Raw genomic sequence first — 23,838 nt, forward strand, 5'->3', positions numbered from 1 at the left:
GTTGCTGGTTCCATCGCCACGGGCAGCGGGGGGCACACAGTCGCAGACAAGAAAATTTGACGCCAGCGCTTTTTAGCGCAGGCGTCTGCTTGGACTTACTTGGCGCGCGCAGCCATGATGGCTTCGGACACATTGCGAGGTGCTTCGGTGTAGTGCTTGAACTCCATCGAGTAGGTCGCACGGCCTTGCGTTGCAGAGCGCAGCGTGGTCGAGTAGCCAAACATTTCGGAGAGCGGCACTTCTGCCTTGATGACCTTTCCGCCACCGAGCATGTCTTCCATGCCTTGCACCATGCCGCGGCGTGAGGCCAGATCGCCCATCACGTTGCCGGCGTAGTCTTCAGGCGTCTCGACCTCGACGGCCATCATCGGCTCAAGAATGACCGGGCTGGCCTTGCGGCAGCCTTCCTTGAAGCCAAAAATGGCGGCCATCTTGAACGCGAGTTCGTTCGAGTCCACATCATGGTAAGAACCAAAATGCAGCGTGACCTTGACGTCCACCACCGGATAACCGGCCAACACGCCCGAGGTCACCGCTTCGTTGATGCCCTTTTCCACTGCAGGAATGTACTCGCGCGGCACCACGCCGCCCTTGATGGCGTCGATGAATTCAATGCCCTTGCCGGGTTCATTCGGCTCAATCTTCAGCACCACGTGGCCGTATTGACCCTTACCGCCGGACTGACGCACGAACTTGCCTTCGGCATCTTCGATGGTCTTGCGAATGGTTTCGCGGTAAGCCACTTGCGGTTTGCCGACGTTAGCTTCAACGCCGAATTCGCGCTTCATGCGGTCAACGATGATTTCCAAATGCAACTCGCCCATGCCGGCGATGATGGTCTGGCCCGACTCTTCGTCGGTCTTGACGCGAAACGATGGATCTTCTGCGGCCAGACGCTGCAAGGCAATACCCATTTTTTCCTGGTCGACCTTGGTTTTTGGCTCGACGGCCTGGGCAATCACCGGCTCAGGAAAGACCATGCGTTCAAGCATGATGATGGCATCCGGATCGCACAGCGTCTCGCCGGTGGTCACGTCTTTCAGGCCCACGCAAGCGGCGATGTCGCCGGCAACGATTTCACTGACTTCCTGACGTTCGTTGGCGTGCATTTGCACAATACGGCCAATGCGCTCTTTCTTTCCCTTGATGGGGTTGTAAACGGTGTCGCCCTTTTTCAGCACGCCGGAATAGACACGGACAAAGGTCAACTGACCGACGAACGGGTCGGTCATCAGCTTGAAAGCCAGCGCCGAGAATTTCTCTGAATCATCAGCCTTGCGGGTGACAGGCGCTTCATCGTCATCGGTGCCTTTGACGGGCGGGATGTCAATGGGTGAAGGCATAAAGTCAATCACCGCGTCCAGCATGCGCTGCACGCCCTTGTTCTTGAAGGCAGAACCGCAGTACATCGGCTGGATTTCGCTGGCAATGGTGCGCGTACGGATGCCGAACTTGATCTCTTCCTGGGACAAGTCACCTTCTTCAAGGTACTTGTTCATGAGTTCTTCGTTGGCTTCGGCAGCAGCCTCGACCATCTTTTCGCGCCATTCCTTGGCCAACTCCAGCAGCTCGGCTGGAATTTCTTTGTATTCAAACTTCATGCCTTGCGAAGCTTCGTCCCAGATGATGGCTTTCATCATGATCAGGTCTACGACGCCGGTGAAGTTTTCTTCCGCGCCGATAGGGATCACCATGGGCACAGGGTTGGCTTTCAGGCGCAGCTTCATGCCTTCGACAACTTTGAAGAAGTTCGCACCCGTGCGGTCCATCTTGTTGACGAAAGCCAGGCGTGGCACTTTGTACTTGTTGGCCTGGCGCCAGACGGTTTCGGACTGGGGCTGAACACCGCCGACAGCGCAATAAACCATGCAGGCACCGTCCAGCACACGCATCGAGCGCTCAACTTCAATCGTGAAGTCAACGTGACCCGGGGTGTCGATGATGTTGATTCGGTGTTCTGGGAAGGATGCGTCCATGCCTTTCCAGAAGCAGGTGGTTGCAGCCGAAGTGATCGTGATGCCACGCTCTTGCTCCTGCTCCATCCAGTCCATGGTGGCCGCGCCATCATGGACTTCACCAATCTTGTGGCTCACGCCGGTGTAAAAAAGAATTCGCTCGGTGGTGGTGGTCTTGCCGGCGTCGATGTGCGCGGAAATACCAATGTTGCGGTAGTTTTTAATGGGGGTAGCGCGGGACATAAATAACTTTCAGTTCGGTGTTGCGAACAAAGACTCGTTGCCAAGATATTTCTCTTGTTTTTCTACGCGTCTGCCGGCCGGGCGCTTTTGGCACCGAGCCGGCAGAAGTTGGGGTTGAACCGCCAGGATTCAAGGATTTTGGTTCCTTGAAGATCCGATCAGCAACCCGTCAAATCAACACGCAGTCAACACTGCAATCGATTGAATTAGAAGCGGAAGTGGCTGAACGCCTTGTTGGCTTCGGCCATGCGGTGAACTTCGTCACGCTTTTTCATGGCGCCGCCACGGCCTTCGGTGGCCTCCATCAATTCATTGGCCAGGCGCAATGACATTGATTTTTCGCCACGCTTCTTGGCGGCTTCCTTCAACCAGCGCATGGCCAGCGCCATACGACGGACAGGACGCACTTCAACCGGCACCTGGTAGTTTGCACCACCGACGCGGCGGGACTTCACTTCAACCATCGGCTTGATGTTGCCAATGGCCATGTGGAAAGCTTCCAGCGGGTCTTTGCCAGGGTTCTTTTTCTCGATTTGCTCCAGGGCGCCATAAATGATGCGCTCTGCGACGGCTTTCTTGCCGCCTTGCATGATCACGTTCATGAATTTGGCAAGATCGACATCGCCAAATTTTGGATCAGGAAGAATTTCACGTTTAGGGACTTCGCGACGACGTGGCATTTTTTCACCTCTTTGCTTCAGTTGGCGCTGCTTTTGGCAACACCGCGAGAGTTATCACAACCCCCACTTACTCGACCGGCACAAACAACTTGCGCTTGGGTCACTTCGCTCAAAACATCTGCCAGGATGAGTCAAGCACCTGTTTTTTGAAAATAGCCATGCAAATTCATGACGCATCTTCTGGCGCGAACCGCAAAGTTCGAACCGGCTGGCTTATTTGGCCTTTGGACGCTTTGCGCCGTACTTGGAACGCGACTGCTTGCGGTCTTTCACGCCTTGCAAATCGAGCGAACCACGAACGATGTGGTAACGCACACCGGGCAAGTCCTTGACACGACCGCCACGAACCAGCACGACACTGTGTTCCTGCAGGTTGTGGCCTTCGCCGCCGATGTAGGAAATGATTTCAAATCCGTTGGTCAGGCGCACTTTGGCAACCTTGCGCAAAGCGGAGTTTGGCTTTTTAGGCGTCGTGGTGTAGACACGGGTGCAAACACCGCGGCGCTGTGGAGAATTTTCCATCGCGGGGCTCTTTGACTTGATCTTTTCGACCTCGCGCCCCTGACGAACTAATTGATTGATGGTTGGCATTGAAAAACGTCCCTAAACGTTTGGAAAACGAAATAAATATACAAAAATCTTCCCCGCACCAAAAGCGGAAAAGCTTTCTAGTATATGCGGTATAGAAAAAAGCCTCAAGCTTTGCCCCTGCCAAAGGCCGGATCAGGCCCGCAGAAACGCCTGCCACAAGCCTCCACCGCGTGCGCTGAAGGCGCGTTCAAACACTGTTTAAACGCTTGTCGGCTGTAAAAAGCCAAGGCTAAATTACTTGATCCAGAGCCGGATCGAGTCCCAGGCGCGGCCCATAATGCCAGCCTCTTCCACGGCTTCCAGTGCGAACAGCGGCACTTCCGTAATCGGCGTCGGGTTGTCGCCCAGCATGACCTTCAGGCTGCCCAGAGACTGGCCCTTGACGAAGGGCGCGACCAGCGGATCAGGCCGGGCCACCTGGGTTTTGACTTTCGCCGCACTGCCCGCCGGCACAGAGACCACGATGGCCTCGGGACGACCGAGCTTGACCACCGCAGACTTGCCCTTCCAGACCGAAGGTGTCGCGACCGCCTGGCCGGCGTCGAACAGCTTGACCGCCTCGTACGCGGTGTAGCCCCAGTTCAGGAGTTTTTGCGTCTCATTGGCGCGGGCGCTGTCGCTGGAAGTGCCCAACACGATGGCCACCAGACGCCGGCTGCCGGGGGCGCCCGCAGCGCCCAGATTGGGAAAGTCGCGCTTGGCGGTGGCAATCATGCAGTAGCCGGCGGCATTGGTGTGGCCAGTTTTCAGGCCATCGACGGTCGGATCGCGAAACAGCAGCGTGTTGCGGTTGGTGTCGTTGGTGGCGGGGGTGCCGGGGTAGCGGTATTTCTTGATGGCCGAGTAGCCCATGTAATCAGGGAAATCGGTCATCAGGCGGGTCGACAGGATGCTCAGGTCGCGCGCGGTGGTGGTGTGGCCCGGCTCGGTCAGGCCTTCCGGGTTTTTGTAGGTGGTCGATTTCATGCCCAGTGCCTTGGCTTGCTGGTTCATGAGTTCCACGAAATGCTCGGCCGTGCCGCCCACGCCTTCGGCCAGTGCCATGGTGGCATCGTTGCCGGACTGCACGATCATGCCCTTGATCAGGTCCTCGACCGGCACCTGCATTTTGGGGTCGATGAACATGCGCGAACCGGGCATTTTCCAGGCGCGCGGGCTGACCCCGAAGGTCTGGGTCAGGGTTATTTTCTTGGACTTGAGCGCGTCAAACACCAGGTATTCGGTCATCAGCTTGGTCAGCGAAGCGGGCTCTAACGGCGAATCGATGTCTTTGGCGGCCAGTATCTGGTTGGCCGTGACATCCAGCAGCAAATAAGAACGCGCTGCAATTTCAGGCTCTTGCGGCGTCTGGGCATGCGCTGCGGGCAGCGCTACGGAAACAAGCAGGACGAAAGTGGCGGTGAGGCCGCGCAGACCAACGGGGGCCTTGAGGAAGCATTGCATGTCAAAGAGCCGGTGAGGGAGAAGAAAGAAGCGAAGCGTGACCCCGCAATGAATGACGAAAGATGAAAAAGATTCAAACCGCAGGCGAAGCCAGGTGGCGGATCACCAGGTTTTTAAGCAAGGGCAATTGTCCATGAAAGAAATGTCCCGCTCCCGGCACAACCGTAACAGGGAGTGCCTGCGGACGCGCCCAGTCCATGACATCAGGCAGCAGCACGGTATCGTCCTGCTCGCCATGAACCACCAGTGTTTTGGTGTGCGCGGCCGCATCGACCGGCGCAGCAGGCGCGCGGCTGACGCTGGTGCCAATCAAAACCAGCTTTTCAATGCTGCGCTGGGCATGCAGGCGCTCAAACGCATGCGTGGTGACAAACGCACCGAACGAAAAACCAGCCAATGCCAGCGCAGCCTGGCCTTCACCGGCAGGCGCCACGTGCTGCACCACCGCCAAAAAGTCGTCCAGTTCGCCGCGTCCCTCGTCATGGCTGCCGGCGCTGCCGCCGACGCCGCGAAAGTTGAAACGCACGGCCGTCCAGCCCGACTGCACGAAAGCCCGCGCCAGCGTCTGCACCACCTTGTTGTCCAGCGTGCCGCCAAACAGCGGGTGCGGATGGGCGATGACGGCAAAGCCACGGGATGGGCCCGCCGGCAGGTCGATGGCAATTTCCAGCGCGCCGGCCGGGCCTGCCATGCTGGACTTGTGGGTTTTGGAGTTCATGAGAAATACTTTCCACCAGATAAATTACTATAAAAAATATAGCAGCTTTCGCCCGTCCTTATTGCGCAAGAGGCCTGAATCATTCAATTTTTCGGAATTTGGCCGCTGGCAGCACGCCCGCCAGGGCGGCACAGGCCGCCGCTTTGCCAACCGACGGGTTTAACGGCCCAGATGGGGCGGCGTCAGCAGGCGCTCGACCACTTGGCCATTTTTCAGGTGCGACTCGACAATCTCGTCAATGTCGCTGCTGTCCACATAGCTGTACCAGACCGCTTCCGGATACACCACCGCCACCGGCCCGCCCGCGCAGCGGTCCAGGCAACCGGCCTTGTTGACACGCACCTTGCCCGGCCCGGACAGCCCGGCCGCCTTGACTTGCGACTTGCAGCGGTCAAACGCCTGCTGCGCGCCCTGGTCGGCGCAACACGCCTCGCCGCCGCTGCGCTGGTTCAGGCAAAAGAAAATATGGCGCTCAAAGTACAAATCCTGTGAAGGATTCACCACGGACTCAGGCGCTGTATTCAGGGAAATAGGTGCAGTCATGGACGAATTTTACTTTTCGCGGGCGGTGCGGCCTCCTGGCCCGAGATGCGCACCATCACATAGACCAATGCGGCATAGGGCCAGAACCAGCCCAGCCACTGCACCAGCCCGTAAAAATGAATAAAGCGGCCCTGCTCCCAGATTTGCAGCGTCTGGGCAAAATAAGGATCAGCGGGCGCTTGATTCAGCAGCGCCAGATGGATGCTCAGCGCCAGCAGCGTCGTGGCGGCAGCGGCGCGGCGCGGCAATGCGAGCAGCAGCACGGCCAGCACCGCTGCCAGGCCGACGCCGACCTGAACCGGCACATCCAGCCACGCCCACGCATGGTCGGGCCCATAACTGAGGGCGGCCGACAACGCCGACATGCTTAATCCCACCACCAGCACCACGGTGGAAAATGCGGCGCGCTGCCACAGCGTGCGAATCACGCAATAACCGAGCATGCAGGGAATCAAGATGCCCAGCGCCACGCACAGCACCTCGGCCAGCGGCACCAGCGGCTGCAGCTCAACCTCGCGCATTGGCATCCATTCCAGGAAAGGCGTGTTGACCAGCGCATCGGCCAGCGCAGACTCCAGCCGCTCAAACACCTGGCCCAGACCCATCGGTACGGCAGCCGGAAACAGCAAGGCGATGGGCCAGAGCAGCAGCAGCACCAGCGCGCCGCGTGCGTCGGGCGCAAACCAGCGCGCCCGCACGCGGCTCCAGCGGTCAAGCAAGCCGGATCGTTCCAGCACCCAGGCGCAACACGCACCCAGCCAGGCCCCCAGCGTGTTGAGCAACAAATCGACATTGGAAGGAACGCGCGACGGCAAATAGTTTTGCAGCGACTCCATCGTCAGCGACAGCAGCGCCGCGCCGATCACCGCCAGGCTGATGGCCCACGGTGCCAGAGAAACGCGCTGGCTGCGCAGCGCCGACACGGCCAGCAAAAACCCCAGCGGCGCGTACCCCAGCATGTTGATGCCGACATCAAAACCGGTCCAGTATTTGGGCCAGGGCGCTGTCAGGAAATGCAGCGGCGAGATGCCCTGGTTGCGCCACTCCGAAAAGGGATAAAGACTGGCGTAGACCACCAGGCAAACCAGCACCAGCGCCAGCGGCCAGGCCGTGGTTTTTTGTGCCGCTGCGCTGCCTGCAGTGCGCCGCTCCTCTGGCACCTCAGCCCCGTCTTGCAGCGGACTCTGTGCGGTCTCCGCTGAAGCCGGCGGCGCGGGGTCTGCGGGTATTGAAGGGTTTTTCACGCGGGGGCGGCGAGCTTGTGCGACTGGAGCGGCTAGAACGGCTTGACGACCACCAGGATCACCACCACCAGCATCAGGATCACCGGCACTTCATTGAACCAGCGAAACCAGACATGGCCGCGCGTAATGTGGTTTTGTTCAAACTTGGCCAGCATGCGGCTGCAGGCATGGTGGTAGCCAATCACCAGCACCACCATCGCCAGCTTGGCATGCATCCAGCCATTGCCCGGCCCCCGGCCGATGCCATATCCCAGATACAGCCACAAACCGGTCGCCACCGCCGGCACCGCCAGCAGCGTGGTGAAGCGCAGCAGCTTGCGGGCCATCAGCAGCAAGCGCGCGCGCTCGGCCACGCTGTCGGGCGGCACCATCGCCAGATTGACAAAAATACGCGGCAGGTAAAACAGGCCAGCGAACCAGCTGGCAATGAAAACGATGTGAAAGGATTTGACCCAGAGCATCGCGCTAGTTTAGCCCGCGCGATTTCACGGGCTTGCCCACCCGATGCGAGCCGCCAAAGCCGGCTTGGCCCCGCCGCGTGCCTGCCCGCAAGGGCCAAAAAAAATCCCGGAGGGCTTGAAGGCCAACCGGGACAAATACCTTTTTGCTGTCACACACAAAGGCCCCGCTCAGGGAGTAAAAGCGGGATGCAATGGCCATTGCTGGCGACCACATGATTTAATTCTAACCAGCGGGCTAACGCCCCCGTCCCGAACCACCCTTACAAAAGTAAGGGGCTGTAACGACAGCGCCAGCCTTGTTGCCGCCTGGGCTGTTTCCAAATAAAGCAGGCTCTGGCTGAAAGCTTTGGCACAATTTGCCCATGACCTTTCACGCCTCCAACTTCGCTTCTTTCCCGATGGGTCGCCCCCGTCGTCTGCGCCGTGACAGCTTCACGCGCGACCTGGTGCGCGAAAACGCGCTGACGGCCAACGACCTGATCTATCCGGTGTTCGTGCTGGCCGGCCAGCAGCGGCGCGAGCCGGTGGGTTCGATGCCGGGTGTCGAGCGCCTGAGTCTGGACTTGCTGCTGCCGGTGGCCGAAGAATGCGTCAAGCTGGGCATTCCAGTGATGGCGCTGTTCCCGGTGATCGACGCTTCGCTGAAAACCGAAAATGGTGAAGAAGCGCTGAACCCCGAAGGCCTGGTGCCGCACGTGGTGCGCGAACTCAAACGCCGCTTTCCCGAACTCGGCATCATGACCGACGTGGCGCTCGACCCCTTCACCAGCCACGGCCAGGACGGCGTGCTGGACGAAAACGGCTATATCCTGAACGATGAAACCCTTGAAATCCTGGTGCAGCAGGCGCTGACGCAGGCCGAAGCCGGCGTTGACATCGTCGCGCCCAGCGACATGATGGACGGCCGCATCGGTGCCATTCGCGATGCACTGGAAAGCCAAAACCTGATCCACACCCGCATCATGGCCTACAGCGCCAAGTACGCCAGTGCGTTTTACGGCCCGTTCCGCGACGCCGTCGGCTCCGCCGGCAACCTCGGCAAGGCCGACAAGAAAACCTACCAGATGGATCCGGGCAACAGCAACGAGGCGCTGCGCGAAGTGGCGATGGACATTGCCGAAGGCGCGGACATGGTGATGGTCAAGCCCGGCATGCCGTACCTGGACGTGGTGCGCCGCGTGAAAGACGAATTTCAGGTTCCCACTTTCGCCTATCAGGTCAGCGGCGAATACGCCATGCTCAAAGCCGCCGCGCTGAACGGCTGGCTGGACCATGACGCGGTCATGATGGAAAGCCTGCTGGCCTTCAAACGCGCCGGTGCCGACGGCGTGCTGACCTATTTCGCGCTGGAAGCCGCCCGCAAACTGCGCCAGGGCTGAAACACCGCTCTCGGCCTTTGGCAATTTGCTATCAAACCTATAGCTGCTTGCGCACGCTGGACATGCGCAAGCAGCCGATTTGATGCTTAAACCAGAGGTTTGCGCGTTTTTAAACAGCCCACCCGGCTTCAAGACCTTCCCTTTCGGGGGACAGCCTTTATTGCGAAGCGCGCAAAGCGCTTCCGAATTTCGCTCAGGCGCTGCCTGGGCGTGGATTGAAACATGCGCGTATTCACCCTTATTCCCGGCAGCGAAGGCGTCACAGAAACCGACACATTGCCCACCGAACTGCCAGCGCAGGGCTTCATCTGGATTGCCTGCGCGCGGCGCGAGTTCGAGGTCATGCTCGCGCCCATCCAGGCCACGCTGCAACAGCTGTGCGGCACGCAGCTGGTCGACTTGCACATCTCAGACTTGCTGAACAACCAGCTGCCTTCGCACTACGACTACACCGCGCAGTACGACACGCTGGTGTTTCGCCGACTGGCCGCCGGCCAGCTTGAGACCGACCTGGCGAATCCGGGCGAGCCGCTGCACCAGCCCACCAAGCGCAGCGGCCCGCCGGTGCTCAAGCGCATCGACACCAGCCCGGTCGGCTTTGCCGTGTTTGACCGCGTGCTGCTGACGGTGCATCCGGCCAGCTGCACGGTGCGCGACGCCTATGCACTCAAGCTGCTCAATGCCACCTCCACCGAGTCGCGGGCCAACGGCGTGAAACTGCCACCCAACCCGGCCGACCTGATGCTGCGCATCGTCAACCTGATGGTCGATGGCTACCTGGCGCTGCGCCGCGAACTGACGCGCCAGATGGACCACTGGCAGTCCGAGCTGCTCAAGCCCGGCACCCGCTTTACCAACTGGAGTTCCGTGCTGGACGCCCGGCTGGCGCTGCACCTGCTCGACGAGATTTGCGAAGACCAGCGCGCCGCCTTGCAAGACTGGATTGATTCGGTTGAAACCTGGCCCGATGCCGACACGCCCGCCACACAGCGCGAGCGCGAGCTGCTCAAGGTGCGTTCGCGCGACGTGCTGGAGCACATCGAGCGCGTCGTCCATCATGTTCGGCGCATGGAGCAAAGCGCCGAAACGGCGGTACAGATGCATTTTTCGGCGCAGAGCAACCGCACCAACGACATCATGCGCACCCTCACGGCGCTGACGGCGGTGTTTTTGCCGCTGAACCTGATCACCGGATTTTTCGGCATGAACTTCGAGTTTTTGCCCGCCATCCACAGCTCGGCCGGTTTCTGGTGGACGTTTGGCCTGATGGTGCTGCTGGTCGTGGTCGTCGTGTCGGTGTTCTGGCGCAAGCGCTACCTGGCCCGCACCAGCCGCTGACACCTGCCGTGATGAAGCTTGCCGGCCATGCAAGCCAGCCTTTTTCCTGACGAACCAGCATCCGCGCCTGCCGCGCTTTCGCCGCAAGGCAGCAGCATCAAAGTCAGCTGCGCGGGCTGGAGCCTGCCGCGCGCGCTGTGGCCGGAATTTCCCGCCGCCGGCACGCACTTGCAGCGCTACGCTGCCCGCTTTAATGCGGTAGAGATCAATTCGTCGTTTTACCGCCCCCACCAAACCGCCACCTATGCGCGCTGGGCGGCCACTGTGCCGGCGCACTTCCGGTTTTCAGTCAAGCTGCCCAAGACCATCACGCACCAGCAACGCCTGGCTGGTGGTGTAGGGCTGCTCGACGACTTTTTGGCACAGACCGACGGGCTGGGTGAAAAACTGGGCTGCCTGCTGGTGCAACTGCCGCCCAGCCTGGGGTTTGATGCCGCCACGGCAGAAGAATTTTTACGCGACCTGCGCCAGCGCCACGCCGGCCCGGTGGCGCTGGAGCCCCGCCACGCCAGCTGGTTTACAGCGCCGGTCGATGCCTTGCTTGACGCCTGGCAAATCGCCCGCGTGCTGGCCGATCCGGTGGTGCATGAAGCGGGTAAAAAGCCGGGCGGTGTCAACAGCCTGGTGTATGTGCGGCTGCACGGCTCGCCGCGCATGTATTACTCGGCCTATGAACAGGGCGGGCTGGATGCGCTGACGCTGCGGCTTGAGCGCATGGCGGCAACCGGCGCAAGCGTCTGGTGCGTGTTTGACAACACCGCCGAGGGCGCTGCCATTGAAAACGCGCTCTACACCGTGCACGCGCTGGACGGGCGATAAGCCGGGGCAGCGGTTGGCTCAAGGCCAGCAGAAAAGTCCTGCGAAGCCGCCGCCAGCCTGCGCGTTTGGCGGCACGGACTTTTCAAGTCAGGGCTTGGTTCAGCTGTGGTCGTAAGGAACGTTCACGCCGTTCTTTGACTGCATGCGCAGTTCAGACTGCACTTCAGCACGGCTCTTGCCTGCGCCGTCGTTCATAGCAGCGAAAGGGTAGCTGTGGTCATTGGCCTGGGTAAACGCCATGCCGTTTTGCTTTGCCTGGGCCAGTTCGGACTGGACTTGGGCGCGTGTCACGGTGCTTGAGGTGGCGCTCATTTCGGGATACACATGGTCAGTGCTTTGCGCGAAAGCGTTGCCGGCCATTGCCGAAGCCAGGGCGATCACGGTAGAAGCGAGGAGTTTGGTGGTGCTGTTCATGATGTTATTTCTTTCAGATTAAGTGAATAGTTCTATGGAATCGGGAACCCTTTTCGGCGCTGGACACTCAGTCGAGTCCAACTGTGCAAAAAATACGATTCACAGGGTTTACAACCTTGCGTTTGTTGTGATTAGCAGGTGCGCATTTAGTTGCGCTTTTAAATACACTGAAGCAGAACCACTCTGTTTCTGACATGGAAACAATGGACACCCTCAAACTCATCAGCACCTTCCGCGAAGTGGCCGCCCGTGGCGGTTTTTCGCGCGCCGCCGTCACGCTGGAGGTGTCCAAGGCCAATGTCAGCAAGTACGTGTCTGAACTGGAAAGACAGCTCGGCACGCGTTTGCTCAACCGCAGCACGCGCACCATCAGCCTGACCGATGCCGGCATCTTGCTGCTTGAACGCAGCGCACCGTTGCTCGAAATGATGGCCCTGACCCGCAACGACTTGCTGCACCGTTCCCAAGAGCCCAGCGGACGCCTGCGCCTGACCGCGCCGCACGGCCTGGGCAATGTGGAGCTGTCCGTTTTGCTGGCCGATTTCATGCTGCTTTATCCGGAAGTGCAGATCAGCCTGGACTTGAGCAACAGCGTGCGGGACATCGTCGAAGAAGGCATGGATCTGGCGCTGCGTATCGGTGCCACCCCCGACCCCAATCTCATCGTGCGCAAGCTGCGGCCCGTTCACATGGTGATTTGCGCCGCTCCGGCGTATTGGGAAAAGCACGGCAGGCCCGAACATCCCGATGAACTGGCCGGGCACGATGCGCTGACGCTGTCGCTTGCCGGCATGCAGCCGAGCTGGTCATTCCAGGTGGACGGCAAACCGCACAGCGTCGCCTTGCGCAGCCGCATGGATGCGACCGATTCCGCCACACTGGTGCAGCTGGCGTTGCAAGGCCTGGGCGTGGCCCGCCTGCCCTGCCTGCAGGTGAAAAAACTGCTGGAAGACGGCAGCTTGCAGCATGTGCTGCCAGAGTTCAGCCTGGAGCCGGCCTGGCTCTACGCCGCGTATGCGCAGCGCCGCCAGAACAGCGCCGCACTCAAGGCGCTGCTGGCGTTCCTGGAAGCGCGCTGGCGGGTGGACTGAACCTGTTGGCCGTTTTTGCGGGCGCAGCCAGCGCCGCCATACGCCCACACCGGCGACGCCACTGACAAGCCGTCAGTCGCCACTCACCCTCAGGCCAGATGCTCAGCCAGAAAAGCCAGTGACCGCGCGCGTGCCAATTTCGCCGCCGCTTCGTCGTATGAGCCGCGCTGGTCGCAGTTAAAGCCGTGGTCTGCCGCATACACATGCACCGTTACTTCAGGGTGCGCCTGCTTGAACGCTTCAATGCCGTCCATCGGAATCCAGTGGTCGCGGTCGCCAAAATGCGCCATCACCGGGCACTGGGGCTGGCGGGCGACTTCCGTTTTGTTGGTCATGCCGCCGCCATAGTACGGAACCGCCGCTGACAGGCCTTTGAGCAGGCAGGCCGACCGCCAGGCCAGCAGCCCGCCCCAGCAAAAGCCGATGATGCCGACCTTGCCGCCGCCCAATTGGGCCGCATGGTCAATGGCGGCCTGGATGTCCTGCAGCACGCCGGGTTCGGGCAAGGCTTCCACGGCGGTTTTCAATGCCATGCCAGCGCCCATGTCGGCTTCGGTGTAGCCCAGTTCCACGCCGGTCTTGACGCGGTCAAACGTGGCCGGCGCGACCGCCAGATAGCCCTCGGCAGCAAAGCGGTCGGCCACCGAACGGATGTGCGAATTGACGCCGAAAATTTCCTGCAGCACGACGATGGCCGCGCGCGGCGTGCCTTCAGGCTTGGCCACATAGGCAGAAAACTTGAAACCGTCGGCAGCGGTGAGCGTGGTGAATTGACTCATGGGTGTTCCTTAATGTTGACGAAAAAATTCGGGTATCAGGAATTAACGCCTGCTGCTAAAAGTCTGCTGATACGGTCCAGTGCCATATCAACGCTTAATTTATTTTTCGCGACCAACAACAGAATTCGTTGTGACGTCTCATCGGGTAAGGCCCCTTTTTTTACGGCTTCAGCAAGCTTCAGTTCGAGTTGTTGGAGCAGGTATTTTTGTACTGCTTGTGGCTTGGTGGCGGTGTCGATTTCTAAGACTTTGCGTTTGATGGAAGTTGTCAGATTTGCACGAACTTCATCTTGACGCGCGCCTGAGCGGATCATCTTTGCAATACCGAAAGCCGCCATTCCACCTACTGCTGCAGCTCCAATGATCCAGCCTACCGGAGTAGCTGCGACGAATACACCGCCTAACGCACCGGCAAGAGTCGTGGAGCTCAGCAAAGTGGTTGCACCTGCCGCGCTTGCAATAGTCCCTGCAGCGGCGGCACCCGCCGCCGCACCCCCAGCCGAACCCAACAGCTCACCAGACCGCCCCACCGCATCCTTGCCTTCAAGTTTGTCCAGCGCCTTCATGTATTGGGCTTTTTCAAAGCGTCTGGAATAGCGCATGTCTTCAGGCGACTTCATGGCATCAAACTTAAACGGTGGCGTTGCCATGTCGATCAACATTCAAGTATTGGGAAACGCCCATAAGAATTGCTCTGAACAATTCAAAAAATTTCTCTGCCAACACCCTCATTGCCGTGAAAGGGGAACCCGTGTGAATGCCTTTTTCAGTCGCAACGCAAGTCCCCGCGCCATAGAGTCCACCCAACAACATCGACAACGGCGCAAGCAAGGGTCCGATGAAAGGAATTCCCAAGACTAAAGCCCCGACAGCCGCGCCTATCGCGAAACCGACCATCAAATTAAGGTTGGCCTTCAGAAATTCAAAGATTTTCTGAACGATGATTTTTCCAATCGCGACGATTTCACCGCCAATCACTTTGGTTTGGCCCCACAAGTCTTTTAATCGGGTCAGCACCTCGACGGGCAACCCCAAGCCAACGCCTTCGACAAAAAAATCTTCAAATTTTTCGTCTGAAGTTTCCGCGTTTAAAAGCGTCAACTCCATCAAAGCTTGGGGTGGCGTAAATTTCATTTTTTCCTTCGGGGTACAACAAAAATGTCAAGAATATAAATGCAATAAAACCTGCAAGCTTAAACAAGCTTTGCAGGTTTTGGTCAGAAACAATTACCGTTTCCAGTGCTTGTTAAAAATCAATTTTTCATCATAGAACTCAAACGCCGCTCGACAAAGTCAAGCCGGTCCTGGCCCCAGAACAATTCGCCGTCCACGGCATACGTGGGCGCGCCAAACACGCCGGCGTCGATGGCTTGCGCGGTATGGGCTTCGTAGCGCTCTTGCACTGCCTGGCTGTACGACTGCTCCAGCCGCGCGGCGTCTAGAGCGCATTCGGCCAGCAGTTCGGCCAGCACCTTTTCATTGGCAATGTGCCGCTCTTGCGCCCAGACGGCGGTAAAAATCGCGCCGCTGATCTTCATGGCCGCCTCCACGCCGTCGTGCAAGTCCACGGCAATGATGAGGCGCGAGGCGTCATCGCCAGAAACCGGAAAAAATTTCGGCTTGACGTTGATCGGCAGGTGCAAAAAGTCGGCATGCCGCTGCAGCTCAATCAGCCGGTACGCCTGGCGCTGCGGCGCGCGCTGGCCCAGTGGCAGCCCGCCCGAAACCGGAAAAACCTTGCCGCCCAGGTCGATCGGCAACACACGCACCGCCGCGCCTGCTGCGCCCGCGATTTGTGCAAAACGCGCATGGCCCAGATAAGCCCAGGGGCTTTGCGGGGTGAAGTAATAGTCCACAGGGATGCTCAAAGGGGTGTCTCCAGTTGAAATAAATCATTACAGTCGGTGATTTCGCGCGAACCCGTTTGTACTCGGGATTGCCATTTTTTGCAGGAGAACACTTTGTCCGGACTTGTATTGATTACGGGTGCTTCGCGCGGCATCGGCGCCGCGACGGCCCTTCTGGCGGCGCGCCAAGGCTATGCGGTGGCCGTTAATTACGCCACCAACTCGCTGGCGGCCGACGAAGTGGTGCGGCAAATCCGCCAGTCCGGCGGCCAGGCGATGGCGGTGCAGGCTGACGTGGCCATCGAAGCGCAGGTAGTGGCGATGTTTGCAAAAATCGACGCCAAATTCGGCCCGTTAACCGCGCTGGTCAACAACGCCGGCGTGGTGGACCAGACCACGCGAGTGGACGCCATCACGCAGGCCCGGCTGCAGCGCATGTTTGCCGTAAATGTGTTCGGCACGTTTACCTGCGCCCGCGAAGCCGTCAGGCGCATGAGCACGCGCTATGGCGGAAGCGGCGGTGCCATCGTCAATGTGTCCAGCGTCGCCGCCCGGCTCGGCTCGCCCGGCCAGTATGTCGATTACGCGGCGGCCAAGGGCGCAATTGACACCTTCACCGTCGGCCTAGCCAAAGAAGTGGCCGCCGAAGGCATTCGCGTCAATGCGGTGCGGCCGGGCATTATTGAAACCGAGATTCACGCCTCGGGCGGCTTGCCGCACCGCGCCCGCGACATGACGCCGCACGTGCCGATGCAGCGCGCCGGCACTGCGCACGAAGTGGCTGAATCCATCGTCTGGCTGCTGGGCGCGTCGTCCAGTTACACCACGGGCGCATTGCTCGACGTGACGGGTGGCCGCTGATGGACTTCAAACCCCTGGTGACGCTGCTGGCCATCGTCAACCCGCTGGCCATCGTGCCGTTTTTCATTCACTACACGCAGGGCTTTTCCAAGCCCCAGCGGCGGCGCACGGTCATCGTCGCCTCGTTCAGCGCGTTTGTGGTGATTGCCATCAGCGCTTTGCTGGGCTTGCAGATCCTGGAATTTTTCGGCATTTCGCTGGCCAGCTTTCAGGTCGGCGGCGGGCTGCTGCTGCTGATCAGCGCCATGAACATGCTCAACGCCCAGCCGGCAGAAGCCAAGCCGCAGACCAACGAGTTTGAAGACGGCGCTGAAAAAGCCGCGATGGGCGCCAGCATTGCCGTGGTACCGCTGACGATTCCGCTGCTGACCGGCCCGGCCACCATGTCCACCGTGGTGATTTATGCCGAAAAAGCCAAGACGTTTTTCCAACTCAGCACGCTGGTGGTTTACGGGCTGGTGATTGGCCTGGCGACGGCGGTTTGCTTTTCGCTGGCCGAGCCAATTTCACGCGTGCTGGGCAAGACCGGCATCAATGTCATGACGCGGCTGATGGGGCTGATTTTGGCCGCGCTGGCCGTCGAAGTGATGGCCGACGGCCTGGGCAAGCTGTTCCCCATCCTGCGGCATTGAGGCCGTGCGGTTTTTTGAGCCGCGCCTTTTCCCTTCACCCGAATTCAGAAAGCCCGCGCCATGCCTTTATCTTCTGTGCAGCCTGCCATTGACGCCCTGGTGCAAGCTTGGTGCGACCACCGCACCACCGATGCCGCGCCGTTTGCACCGGCCATCGCCAGCGCCGCGCAGGCCTACGCCGTGCAGCAAGGCGTGGCAGAGCGGCTGGCGTGGTTTACACCCGGCGCGCCGCCCTACTGGAAAACCGGCGGCCCGTCGCGGCAAGCCGTGCAAACCCATGCCCGGCTGCCCGAGCGCGGCATCTGGCACAGCCCGGCTAGCACCGACTGGCCTTTTGCCATGCGCGGCATTGAAGCTGAAATTGCCCTGCGCCTGGCCGTGCCGGTTGATGCAGCACTGGCCGCCGGGCTTGACCGCGACAGCGCCTCCCAGCTGGTCGATGCCATGACCGTGGCCATCGAAGTGGTGGATTCGCGCTGGACGCAGGGCGGGCAAGCGCCTGATCTGCTCAAGCTGGCCGACCTGCAGTCGCACGGCGCGCTGGTGCTGGGCGACTGGCTGCCGTTTGACGCTGAGCACGACTGGGCCACCCAGCGTTGCCGCGTCGAAATTTCAGGCGCACCAGCGCAGACATTTGCCGGCACGCATTCGCTGGGCGACCCGGCCTGGGTGCTGGCGGCGTGGTTGCGCCACGCGACGCAAGGCGGACAGGTGCTGCCCGCTGGCAGCGTCGTGACCACCGGCACGTGGTGCGGCGTGCTGCAGGCCAAAGCCGGCGATACGGTCGTGGCCACGTTTGACGGCATCGGCAGCGCGCGCATTGCGTTTTCAGCCTGACCCCCAGCCTGGCCCCACACCGCAAACAAAAACCAGCCCCGGCGGCCAGCCGATGCCCAGCGCCCGCGACCGCTTCGCCGGGCTGCGCGGGCGCGCTAGGCGCTGACTTGCGTCTTGAGAAACCGCACGGCAATACGCACGCCCTCGCCCGGCGCTGAGTGCATGGTCATGGTGCCGCTCAGGCTTTCAACCCTGAAGCGCATGCCTGCCAGACCGTGCTGGCCGGGCTCCAAAGTGGCCAGGTCGAAGCCGTTCCCGTTGTCCTGGATGTCGAGCAAGACTTCTGCCGGGGTTTCACGCAGTTCGATGCTGATGTGACTGGCTTCTGCGTATTTGCCAATATTCGTGAGCGCCTCCTGAACGATGCGGTACACGCCCAGCTCGGCGTCGGGGCTCAGGTGAACCTCGGCAATCGCCGTCGTGATCGGAAAACCCAGGCTGCGGCCCGTCTCCGAGCACAGCGAATCGAGCGCAATCGTCAAGCCCAGCACACTCAAGGTCGAGGGCCGCAGGTCTTCCACAATCCTGCGTTTCAGCGCAATGCCGGCGCTCAAGTGACTGCCGACTTGCTCTATGCGTTCGAGCATGTCCGCATCGCCCGCCAACTTGATGCGCATGCGGGCCAGCGTGAGCTTGGCAGCCGTCAGCAGGCCCCCCAGCTCGTCGTGCAGCTCTCGGGCAAGGTGGGATTTTTCGTCTTCTCGCACGGTTTGCAAGTAGCCTGCCAGCGTGCGCAGTTCAGACGTTTTCTGCGCCACCACCGTTTCCAGCAGCTGCTGGCGGCTGTGCGTTTCCCGGTCAAGCTGCTTGAGCCGGCCCCAGTACCAATACAGGCCTACCGCAATCACCAACGACAGCAGCAACACAGCGGCCCGGTTAAAGAGCAGGGCGTCGAAGATGGTCTGGCGCGCGTCAGCCTGAAGCTTGGCCGCTTCGGCGAACTTGGCATCGAAATGCGCACGCATGCTGGCCATGCGACGCTTGCCTTCGCCACTGCGCAGCAAGGCCAATGCGCCCTCCTCATCACCGCCCTTGGCCAGCGCCACGGTGTGCCCTATCTCGCCAAACTTCAGCATGGCCATGTCATATATCTGCTGCGAGTCCTGCGGCCCGGTCGGGCCGATCAGCGCGATGAAGTCGAAGACCTTTTTGTTGCCGCGCAGCTCGCGTTCAGCCTGCTCCAGCGGCGCCAGGTACAAAGCGCTGCCCGTGAGCAGGTAGCCCAGGCGCGCAGCTTCGGCGTCGCTCAGCAGTTGCAGGATGCGGGCGCTGCCGACACGCGCATCCGTCAAGGCAATGCCAGAACGCAGAGTGCCGACGGTGCGCTGGTAGGCAAACTCCCCGACCGCCGCCAGCACCAGCGCCGACCCGATCAAAATCCCCACGGTGTAACGCAGACGCAGTAACTTTTCGAATCTTTTTTTCATGGCATCGTCGCTTGCGCTGGTGAAGGGAGGGGCTGGAACCGTTAGTTTCAAAACACCTTCGGCTGCAAGCACTTTAACGTTTCCGCCCGCCAAAAAACCAGCCCCACGCGCCGCTGCCACTTTCTTTTGGCGGCCATGCAACGCTTTTGTCAGGCACCGACCCCGGTGCTTGCCGTTACACCGCAGCCCGCTCGCGGTTCAGCGCCAGCAGGCGTTTGAGGATTTCTTCGTCCGGCATGTCGGCGTCATGGTCGGCCCAGCCGTAAGCGGCGGCGACGGCGGCGTCGAGGGTTTTGTGCGCAGCGTCCAGCCAGGCCGGGCGCTGGTTGTAGAGCTTGGTCAACGTGCGCGCGGCCAGCTCTTTTTCATGGCCGTTTTTGGCCACGATGCGGTCGGGGTACGGACTTGTGTCCATTCCCAACGGAACCACCTCAGGCAGCCGCTGCGTCCACTCGGGCGGATTGAGCCAGTTGTCGCGCAGGTCGTTCAGGCGCTTGGCGGCGATGGCGATGCGCGCAGCGTGGTCACGAATTGCTATGCTTTGAATAGCGGGTTTCGCCCGTCCCTTGTGCGCCTGCGGCTTGTTTGGCACTGAAATATCAGCGGGGATGAGCGCGCCGCCCTCCAACGCCTCGGTGCGCTGGTGCGCGGTGTCAGCGGGCGTGAGGCCTTGGGGGAAGGGGAACGGTTCAAAAACGGCCAAGGAGTTATATCGCGGGTCATTGCCTTTTCCCATCCGTCCACCGCGCGCCAACGCCCAAACGCCATGAAAGCGGCAAGACAACAGCCCAAAAGTCACATCATCTGATCGTGGAATCACGATCAGGCTGTGCTCCGGTGCCACGCTTACTGGGAAAAACACAAACACACGGTACTTTGCCGTTTCAACAGTAGCGATGTAACGGGTGAGGCCGGCTAGCTTTTCGCGAAGCTCTGGCCTTGGCCGGCCATGACGCCACCAGTTCTTCACGCGCTGCGCTTCTCGGTTACTTGCTCTGACAGGCTTGATGTGCTGAATCGCATACTCAAACGGTTTCTCGAATTGAGCAGCATCGTTTTCCAACATTCGAGCACCGAAATCAATCGTCCAGTTCCCCGCCCAGCGTCGCGTAATGTCTGAGCCGTTGTAAATGGGTCTGAGCACTTGACTATTCGGCAGCCCATGCACATTGGGCTGGCGCAACCAATCCGCCGCCGTTTGCGCAGGCACTTTGAATGGGCCTGCCAGACACAAACCGAAATAAGAGGCGTCGGCGTTTTCCAGCAATGGTCGAGCCGTCGTCAAGTCAACCTCAAATGCGCCGATGGCTTGGGCCTTGAGGTCAGGAAACAGCTGTTGTACGTCCGTGCCGTCAAGCCGGGCAGTTTGTGAGGCATTCCCAAAACACACAAGAGACACTCTTACCGCTGCGCCTTGGTTGACCCAAGGCATGTCTGCCCAAGCTTCGTAAATACGCGTGGTCAGTTGGATACGCTCCATTACTGGCCTGTTGCCGCGCTGGCGAATGGAATTGGTGGAAACAAGCCCCGCAGCTTCAAGCCTTGCGTTCTCAATCTGCGCTCTGGCTTTTTCAAACCAGAACATGACCAGATCAGCACCGCCCGGAACCCTGTCCTTGTAGACCTGTCGCAACGTATCGGTGTAGGCGTCGCCCAGTTCCGATCGCATCATTTTGTCGCCCAAAAACGGTGGATTCCCAATCACCACATTCGCCTGCGGCCACGCGGCTTCTGCCGCCGCAGCGCGCGCGGGGTCAAACGCCAGCAGCGCATCGCGGCACTCGATATGGTCGAGGGGTTCGAGCACCGGGTTGGTCTTGAACTCGTAGCCGTGCAGCAGCCGCCATTGCAACTCGCCAATCCACACCGTCACGCGCGCCAGTTCGGCGGCGTATTCATTCAGCTCGATGCCGAGCATGTTGTGCGGGCCGGTGACCAGATCGGCTTCGCGCTCCAGCCCCAGCGTGGCGGCTTCGATGTGGCTTTGGTGCTCAATGTCTTTGAGCGTTTTCAGGCCGAGAAACAAGAAATTGCCACTGCCGCAGGCCGGATCGAGCACGCGGTAGTTTTTCAGCAAATCGAGCCAGCCGATGAACTTGACCTGCGCGGCTTTGTAGTGTTTGTCGCCTTTTTTGGTGCTTTTGGCCAGCAGCGCTTGCAGCACGGGCACCAGCTGCTGCCAAATTTGTAGCAACGGGCGTGCCAACACCGGCTGGGTGATGCGCCCGATGGTGGCCGGGTCGGTGTAGTGCGCGCCCAACTGGCTGCGCTTGCTCGGGTCGAGCCCGCGCTCGAACAGCGTGCCAAAAATCGACACGTCAATGGCGCTCCAGTTCAGGCTGGCGGCGTTGCGCAGCTCGGTCATTTCCATGACGCTGAGCGCGGGAATGCTGATTTTCTGGAACAGCCCGCCGTTGAACCACGGAATGTCGTCGTTGCCGTACAGCCCGCCGTCGCGCATGACGGTGAACAAATTGCGCAGCCCGCCGGTCAGCTTGTCGCTGGTGAGCTTGCGGTTGTTGACCAGGCCTTCAAACATGCGGCCGGGCAGCAGGCCCACGTCTTCGGCAAAAAAGCAGAACAGGCACTGCGTCAAAAAGTGCGCGACTTCGTCGGCGTGGGTTTGCGCGGCTTGCGGATTGGCGACGGGGTCGGGGCCGCGTTTGCGCAGGCCTTCGGCCAGCGTGGCAAAGCTGCGCGCGGCCAGCTCGGTGATGTCGCGGCTGGTTTTTTGGGGCCGAAAGCTCTCGGGCGCGGTCCAGATGCGGCGCAGCAGCGCCAGTTTGTCGGGCTGGGCCAGCTCGTGGAGCAAAACGCTGTGGGTTTCGGTCGGGTGGCCGGTGAACTGGGTGTGGATGCGGATGGTCAATCGGTCGCAGACCACCAGAATCGGCGGGTTGCTCAGGGCCAGGCTATAGCTGAGCAACTGCCGGAGCGCAGCGTCGAGGTTTTTGCCGGGCGCCTTGTTTTCCCAGGCAAACGCGCCGCGCCGGAACACGTCGGCATAGCCGGTGCGCCCGCCAATAACGCTGTTTTTTTCTTCAAACAAATAGCCCGCTTCGCTGCCGGGCTTGGGCACGCCGAGCAATTCGCAGAGGTCAATGAAATGGCTTTGCGCGCCCTGCTCTTCGTTCAGGCCGTAAGCCGGGCCGCCGGGGCCCCATTTTTCGATGAAAGTTTGCGGTTTGACTACTCCCCGGTCTGAAGTCCGGGGGTTCTGACTCCCGGTGTTCATGCTGGGGTTCCTTCTGCAAGACGCGCTAGTCCGCGCGCAGCAATGTTCCTTGCGGCGTTCACGTCGCGGTCGTGCACCGCTCCACAGCTGCAAGTCCATTGCCTTATTCCAAGCCCGCTTAAGCCTCTCGGCCCCTCGATGCTTGCGCATTGAGAACACGTCTGGGTTGAATAGCTTTCATTGACTTCCTCGAAAACGATACCGGCCTGATGGCTCTTGTATTCCAACATCGTTTTCAACATTGACCAGCCCGCATCCAGCGTTGACTTGGCCATCCGGGTTTTGACCAGCTTGGCGCTGGCCACGTCGCCCACGAAAATGGCGGCGTTTTGTTGCACCAAGGCGGTGCTGAACTTGTGCAGCGCGTCCTTGCGCTGATTTCCTGTCTTGGCGTGGATGGCACGGACGCGCCGCTTTTTGCCGGCGCGCTGCGCCACGGCAAGCGCTTTCTCATTGGCCCGGTACCAGCGACCCTCAAGCTTTTCGCCGGCGGAGGTGGTGGCGCACTCTTTCAAGCCCAGGTCGATGCCGACGCTGGCGGTTCCAGCGGACGGCTTGGCTTGGAGCTCGACCGCCACATTGAAATACCAGCGCCCGCGTGCATCCTGCGAGAACGAGCCGGCGCGCAATTCAAACTGCGACAAGCCGTAGCTATCCCACAGGCTGAACTTCTTGCCGGCAAACCCGATTTGCCCCGCCTTGCATTTCGCGTGGCCGCCCTTGAACGGAATCCAGCCCAGCGAGCGCTTGGACGACTTGGGGTTGCTGACGCGCCAGTTGAGCCGGGCTTTCTTGAACTGCTTGCGCCGCGTGGCGTACTCTACGCAGACCAATTGGACTGTGCCGCTGTCCACGTTGACGCCTTCGCACTTGCTGAAACCAGCGGTGAGCTTTTGCAGGTCGTAGCCTGAAAGCCATTTGTTGCGCTCCCGGATGGCGCGCATGCTGGTTTCGTTGCAAAAGTTGAACACCTGATTGACCTCGCGCGCCATCGCAACAAGCACTTTGGAATGCTTGTCCTTGATGCGAAGTTTGAAGGTTTTAAGTGTTTTCACAGATATTATTGAATCACAAAATAAAGGAATTTTCAAGTTATTTTGCATCACAGATAATTGCCACATGGAACCCCTTAAAAAACAGATCGGCAGGCCGTTGAAATTCCCCGGCGAGAATTTGGAGCAGCGCTCTATACGCCTGACGGCTGGGCAGTGGGCAAAAGTTGATGCGGCCGGCCTTGCCGCGCTTCGCAAGCTGATTGATCGCTGGCGCCCAAAGTAGCCAGGCAGACCGTGCCGGTCTGA

24 protein-coding genes are annotated in these 23,838 nt (G+C 60.2%); 8 read left to right on the forward strand and 16 right to left on the reverse strand.

What is annotated here, in order from left to right:
• Window positions 1-95: 95 nt before the first annotated feature.
• From fusA to RCH06_RS02580, 8 genes are all read right to left on the reverse strand, one after another.
• Complete coding sequence (fusA, locus tag RCH06_RS02545; RefSeq protein WP_327079856.1) at window positions 96-2,198, reverse strand: elongation factor G; 2,103 nt, start codon at window positions 2,196-2,198, stop codon at window positions 96-98.
• Between the two features lie 206 nt (window positions 2,199-2,404).
• Window positions 2,405-2,878 (reverse strand): 30S ribosomal protein S7, encoded by a 474-nt coding sequence (gene rpsG, locus RCH06_RS02550; protein ID WP_011799634.1) that lies wholly within the window; start codon window positions 2,876-2,878, stop codon window positions 2,405-2,407.
• 213 nt (window positions 2,879-3,091) lie between these two features.
• A complete protein-coding gene (gene rpsL / locus RCH06_RS02555) occupies window positions 3,092-3,469 on the reverse strand; it encodes a 30S ribosomal protein S12 (RefSeq protein ID WP_011799633.1) in 378 nt (125 codons plus the stop codon).
• Window positions 3,470-3,703: 234 nt separating this feature from the next.
• Window positions 3,704-4,912: a D-alanyl-D-alanine carboxypeptidase family protein gene (locus RCH06_RS02560; RefSeq protein ID WP_327079857.1), complete on the reverse strand. Its 1,209-nt coding sequence runs from the start codon at window positions 4,910-4,912 to the stop codon at window positions 3,704-3,706.
• 73 nt (window positions 4,913-4,985) lie between these two features.
• Entirely contained in the window at window positions 4,986-5,630 is a 645-nt protein-coding gene (locus RCH06_RS02565; RefSeq protein WP_327079858.1) for an alpha/beta hydrolase, read from the reverse strand.
• A gap of 159 nt (window positions 5,631-5,789) precedes the next feature.
• Window positions 5,790-6,173 carry a (2Fe-2S) ferredoxin domain-containing protein gene (locus RCH06_RS02570; RefSeq protein WP_327079859.1) on the reverse strand — a complete coding sequence of 128 codons (384 nt, stop codon included), beginning with the start codon at window positions 6,171-6,173 and terminating at the stop codon, window positions 5,790-5,792.
• Window positions 6,170-7,333, reverse strand: a complete 1,164-nt coding sequence (locus tag RCH06_RS02575; RefSeq protein ID WP_327079923.1) for a VanZ family protein — start codon at window positions 7,331-7,333, stop codon at window positions 6,170-6,172. The genes RCH06_RS02570 and RCH06_RS02575 overlap by 4 nt, the downstream gene beginning before the upstream one ends.
• Before the next feature lie 116 nt (window positions 7,334-7,449).
• A complete protein-coding gene (locus RCH06_RS02580; RefSeq protein WP_327079860.1) occupies window positions 7,450-7,878 on the reverse strand; it encodes a CopD family protein in 429 nt (142 codons plus the stop codon).
• Window positions 7,879-8,240: 362 nt separating this feature from the next.
• On the opposite strand from RCH06_RS02580, the gene hemB reads away from it, so the two are divergent.
• The 3 genes from hemB (at window position 8,241) to RCH06_RS02595 (ending at window position 11,414) form a co-directional block, all read left to right on the forward strand.
• Window positions 8,241-9,257 (forward strand): porphobilinogen synthase, encoded by a 1,017-nt coding sequence (gene hemB / locus RCH06_RS02585; protein WP_327079861.1) that lies wholly within the window; start codon window positions 8,241-8,243, stop codon window positions 9,255-9,257.
• 222 nt (window positions 9,258-9,479) lie between these two features.
• A complete protein-coding gene (locus tag RCH06_RS02590; protein ID WP_327079862.1) occupies window positions 9,480-10,595 on the forward strand; it encodes a magnesium transporter CorA family protein in 1,116 nt (371 codons plus the stop codon).
• A 27-nt stretch (window positions 10,596-10,622) separates the two neighbouring features.
• Complete coding sequence (locus tag RCH06_RS02595; RefSeq protein WP_327079863.1) at window positions 10,623-11,414, forward strand: DUF72 domain-containing protein; 792 nt, start codon at window positions 10,623-10,625, stop codon at window positions 11,412-11,414.
• Between the two features lie 99 nt (window positions 11,415-11,513).
• Here RCH06_RS02595 and RCH06_RS02600 read toward each other — a convergent pair whose 3' ends face one another.
• On the reverse strand, window positions 11,514-11,828 hold the full coding sequence (locus tag RCH06_RS02600) for a DUF4148 domain-containing protein (protein ID WP_327079864.1): 315 nt from the start codon (window positions 11,826-11,828) through the stop codon (window positions 11,514-11,516).
• A gap of 194 nt (window positions 11,829-12,022) precedes the next feature.
• Here RCH06_RS02600 and RCH06_RS02605 point away from each other — a divergent pair, with 194 nt between their 5' ends.
• Window positions 12,023-12,919, forward strand: coding sequence for a LysR family transcriptional regulator (locus tag RCH06_RS02605; RefSeq protein WP_327079865.1), 897 nt, complete (start codon window positions 12,023-12,025; stop codon window positions 12,917-12,919).
• Window positions 12,920-13,008: 89 nt separating this feature from the next.
• Here the strand turns inward: RCH06_RS02605 and RCH06_RS02610 are convergent, their stop codons facing one another.
• From RCH06_RS02610 to RCH06_RS02625, 4 genes are all read right to left on the reverse strand, one after another.
• Window positions 13,009-13,698 carry a dienelactone hydrolase family protein gene (locus RCH06_RS02610; protein WP_327079866.1) on the reverse strand — a complete coding sequence of 230 codons (690 nt, stop codon included), beginning with the start codon at window positions 13,696-13,698 and terminating at the stop codon, window positions 13,009-13,011.
• A 35-nt stretch (window positions 13,699-13,733) separates the two neighbouring features.
• On the reverse strand, window positions 13,734-14,360 hold the full coding sequence (locus RCH06_RS02615) for a hypothetical protein (RefSeq protein ID WP_327079867.1): 627 nt from the start codon (window positions 14,358-14,360) through the stop codon (window positions 13,734-13,736).
• Complete coding sequence (locus RCH06_RS02620) at window positions 14,329-14,832, reverse strand: hypothetical protein (RefSeq protein ID WP_327079868.1); 504 nt, start codon at window positions 14,830-14,832, stop codon at window positions 14,329-14,331. Before RCH06_RS02620 ends, RCH06_RS02615 begins: the two co-directional genes overlap by 32 nt.
• 119 nt (window positions 14,833-14,951) lie before the next feature.
• A complete protein-coding gene (locus RCH06_RS02625) occupies window positions 14,952-15,566 on the reverse strand; it encodes a 2-hydroxychromene-2-carboxylate isomerase (RefSeq protein WP_327079869.1) in 615 nt (204 codons plus the stop codon).
• A 93-nt stretch (window positions 15,567-15,659) separates the two neighbouring features.
• Here RCH06_RS02625 and RCH06_RS02630 point away from each other — a divergent pair, with 93 nt between their 5' ends.
• Genes RCH06_RS02630 through RCH06_RS02640 form a run of 3 tightly spaced genes read left to right on the forward strand, consistent with a single transcriptional unit; the run spans window position 15,660 to window position 17,875 of the window.
• A complete protein-coding gene (locus tag RCH06_RS02630; RefSeq protein WP_327079870.1) occupies window positions 15,660-16,406 on the forward strand; it encodes an SDR family oxidoreductase in 747 nt (248 codons plus the stop codon).
• Window positions 16,406-17,038: a MarC family protein gene (locus tag RCH06_RS02635; RefSeq protein WP_327079871.1), complete on the forward strand. Its 633-nt coding sequence runs from the start codon at window positions 16,406-16,408 to the stop codon at window positions 17,036-17,038. Before RCH06_RS02630 ends, RCH06_RS02635 begins: the two co-directional genes overlap by 1 nt.
• 60 nt (window positions 17,039-17,098) lie before the next feature.
• Window positions 17,099-17,875: a fumarylacetoacetate hydrolase family protein gene (locus RCH06_RS02640; RefSeq protein WP_327079872.1), complete on the forward strand. Its 777-nt coding sequence runs from the start codon at window positions 17,099-17,101 to the stop codon at window positions 17,873-17,875.
• A gap of 95 nt (window positions 17,876-17,970) precedes the next feature.
• Here the strand turns inward: RCH06_RS02640 and RCH06_RS02645 are convergent, their stop codons facing one another.
• The 3 genes from RCH06_RS02645 to RCH06_RS02655 form a co-directional block, all read right to left on the reverse strand.
• Window positions 17,971-19,302 (reverse strand): sensor histidine kinase, encoded by a 1,332-nt coding sequence (locus RCH06_RS02645; protein WP_327079873.1) that lies wholly within the window; start codon window positions 19,300-19,302, stop codon window positions 17,971-17,973.
• A 175-nt stretch (window positions 19,303-19,477) separates the two neighbouring features.
• Window positions 19,478-22,537: a class I SAM-dependent DNA methyltransferase gene (locus RCH06_RS02650; protein WP_327079874.1), complete on the reverse strand. Its 3,060-nt coding sequence runs from the start codon at window positions 22,535-22,537 to the stop codon at window positions 19,478-19,480.
• Complete coding sequence (locus RCH06_RS02655) at window positions 22,534-23,592, reverse strand: RNA-guided endonuclease InsQ/TnpB family protein (RefSeq protein ID WP_327079875.1); 1,059 nt, start codon at window positions 23,590-23,592, stop codon at window positions 22,534-22,536. The genes RCH06_RS02650 and RCH06_RS02655 overlap by 4 nt, the downstream gene beginning before the upstream one ends.
• A gap of 64 nt (window positions 23,593-23,656) precedes the next feature.
• On the opposite strand from RCH06_RS02655, the gene RCH06_RS02660 reads away from it, so the two are divergent.
• Window positions 23,657-23,815, forward strand: a complete 159-nt coding sequence (locus RCH06_RS02660) for a hypothetical protein (RefSeq protein WP_327079876.1) — start codon at window positions 23,657-23,659, stop codon at window positions 23,813-23,815.
• The last annotated feature ends 23 nt before the right edge of the window (window positions 23,816-23,838 follow it).

The sequence above is a fragment of the Polaromonas sp. CG_9.5 genome (assembly GCF_035984465.1).
GTDB lineage: Bacteria > Pseudomonadota > Gammaproteobacteria > Burkholderiales > Burkholderiaceae_C > Polaromonas.